At 73.3% G+C, this 2,749-nt stretch carries 2 protein-coding genes; both read left to right on the forward strand.

The genetic code is table 11. From position 1 onward, the window contains the following. The coding region (locus tag HMPREF3159_RS04375; RefSeq protein ID WP_070499844.1) for a 3-hydroxyacyl-CoA dehydrogenase family protein at window positions 1-1,435 on the forward strand (1,435 nt) is incomplete at its 5' end. A 272-nt stretch (window positions 1,436-1,707) separates the two neighbouring features. Then, window positions 1,708-2,688 carry a hypothetical protein gene (locus HMPREF3159_RS04380; RefSeq protein WP_070499845.1) on the forward strand — a complete coding sequence of 327 codons (981 nt, stop codon included), beginning with the start codon at window positions 1,708-1,710 and terminating at the stop codon, window positions 2,686-2,688. Window positions 2,689-2,749: the final 61 nt, after the last annotated feature.

Here is a 2,749-nt window from a genome sequence, read left to right on the forward strand (position 1 = left end):
CCTGCCCGCCGCCGACTCGCCCGAGGCCGAGGAGCTGCTGGACGCGCTCGACGCCCCGCACAGCCCCGCCGAGACTCGCCGCGCCTGGGCGCAGCGGCTCGAGACGCAGGGCGCCCCCGCCGTCGGCCGCGCCCTGATCCTGCTGCAGCAGCTGCCCGGCTCCACCCTCGAGGACGCCCTGACCCGCGAGGGCGACGCGCTCGCCGAGCTGGTCCGCAGCGACGCCGCCTCCGCGTCCCTCTACGCCGCCGAGCTGCTGCGCCGCGGCAAGCCCGGCCGCACCCCGGTCGAGGGCGCGCGGGAGATCACGCGCGTCGGTGTCGCCGGCGCCGGTCTGATGGCCTCCCAGATCGCGGCGCAGCTCGCGCTCGGCCTGAAGGTCCCCGTCGTCATGCGCGACCTCGACGAGGCCATCGCCGAGAAGGGCCTGGCCGCCGCCCGCGACGTGATCGCCCAGAGCGCCGCCCGCGGACATCTCGACGAGCAGACCGCGACCGCGATCGCCGAGAACCTCTCCGCCACCACCGACCTGCGGGAGCTCGCCGGCTGCGACCTCGTGATCGAGGCGGTGCCGGAGGTGCTGACGATCAAGAAGTCCGTCTTCGCCGAGCTCGAGGGCGTCCTCGCCGAGGACGCGCTGCTGGTCACCAACACCTCCTCGCTCTCCGTGTCGAAGATGGCCGAGGACCTCGCCCGCCCCGAGCGGGTCGTCGGCCTGCACTTCTTCAACCCCGTCGCGAAGATGCCGCTGGTCGAGGTGATCCACACCGAGAAGACCGACGAGCAGACCCTCGCCACCGGTCTCGAGGTGGTGCGCCGCCTGCGGAAGTTCGCGGTGCGCAGCGCCGACGCGCCCGGCTTCATCGTCAACCGACTGCTCTTCCGCGTGCTCGGCGGCGTGCTCGCCTCCCTCGACGCCGGCGCGGACCCGGTGGAGGTCGACGCCTCCCTCGACGCGCTCGGCATGCCGATGCGCCCCTTCGAGCTGCTGGACCTGGTGGGGCTCGGCGTCGCCGACCACGTGGGCCAGGTGCTGCTCGAGGAGCTCGGCGACCGCTTCCACGCCTCGCCGGGGCTCGGCGTCATGGCGCAGGGCGGCGTCCACTTCACCGAGCGCAGCCGCACCTCCGTGCACCCGCCGGTCTCCCCGACGGTCGCGCAGGTCTTCGGCGAGGGCGAGCGCCCCGCCGGCATCGAGCCGCTGGTCGGCGAGGCGCTGCTGGAGAAGGTGCGGGCCGGTCTGGCCGAGGAGATCCAGCTGATGATCGAGGAGGGCGTGGTCGAGCAGCCCGAGCAGGTGGACCTCGCGCTGATCCTCGGCGCGGGCTTCCCCCGCCACCGCGGCGGGATCACCCCCTATCTCGACGCCTCCGGTGCCTCCGAGCGCACCACCGGCAGCGCCTTCCACGGGGAGCGGTTCACCGCGGGGCGCTGAGCCCGGTCCCGACGGGGGCGGCCGACGCACGCCGACGTGCGCGGTCGCCCCCGTCCCGTCGCGGGGTACGGGAGGTGAGGACGACGCGGCGGGACCGTCGACGGGAGCGCGCGACGGTTCCGCCCGGCATCGTGACCCGACTGCGACATGACGGATGCTGAACGGAGCCTGGACTCGCTCTACGATGACACGCACGGGCCCGCGCGGGTTCGTGCAGAGCACCTCCCGCCAGCAGAGAGGGGTCGGCGCCGCAGTCGGCGCCGGAACGGACCATGTCGCAGCCACCGCAGAACCCGTGGGGTCAGCCCCCGTCCGATGACCAGTACGGCCAGCAGGCCGCGAACGGCGGCCACGGGCAGGGACCGCAGCCCTATGGCCAGCAGCAGGGCTACGGCGAGGAGGGGTACGGGCAGCAGGGGTACGGCCAGGGCTCGCCCAGCGGTGCCTACGGGCAGGCCTCGGCGAACTCCGGCTACGGTCAGGACCCGCAGGGCTGGGGCCAGGCGCCGTCCTCCGCGCCCGCCTTCGGGGCCGACGGCCAGCAGCCCTACACCCAGCACGCCGAACCGCCGAAGAAGTCCTCGAAGACGCCGCTGCTCATCTGCGCGGGCTGCGCGGTGCTCACCCTGATCGTGCTCCTCGTCGGCGGCGGCGTCTTCCTCTTCACCCGCGACGGCGGGGAGCCCGCAGACGAGCGGACCACCTCGGAGCAGGCCACCACCGAGGACGGCGAGGAGCCGACCGAGGAGGACGCCACGACCGAGGAGGCGACCTCGGAGGAGGCGACCGAGGCCGCCGCCGACGGCAAGGGCACCAAGGACGCCCCCTACGCGATCGGCGAGAAGTTCACGCTCGACGATGGCAGCGGCGGCACGCTCGAGGTCGTCATCGGAGAGGTGGACTGGGATGCGACCGATGCGGTCATGGAAGCCAGTTCGGCCAACGAGCAGCCCAGCGAGGGCGAGACCTACATCCTCGTCCCCGTGTCGATGACGTACCACGGTGACGGCTCTGCGGAGCCGGGCTACTTCGCCCTCACGGCCGACTACGTGGGCGAGAGCGGCGACACCTTCAGCGACGAGGGCACCCTGACCCCGCAGAGCTGGCTCGACACCGGAACGCTCCATGATGGCGACACCGGCGAGTGGCAGTACGGGATCATCATCCCCGAGGACCAGGCGAAGACAGGCAGCTTCACCGTCTCGACGCTGATGAACTTCAGCGCCGAACCCGTCTGGGTCAAGGCCGCCTGAGGCCTGCCCGCGACCACGACGGCCCGCCTGCCCCCGGAGCTCTCCGGGCGGCAGGCGGGCC

It is taken from the genome of Brachybacterium sp. HMSC06H03 (genome assembly GCF_001807385.1).
Classification (GTDB): Bacteria; Actinomycetota; Actinomycetes; order Actinomycetales; family Dermabacteraceae; genus Brachybacterium; species Brachybacterium conglomeratum.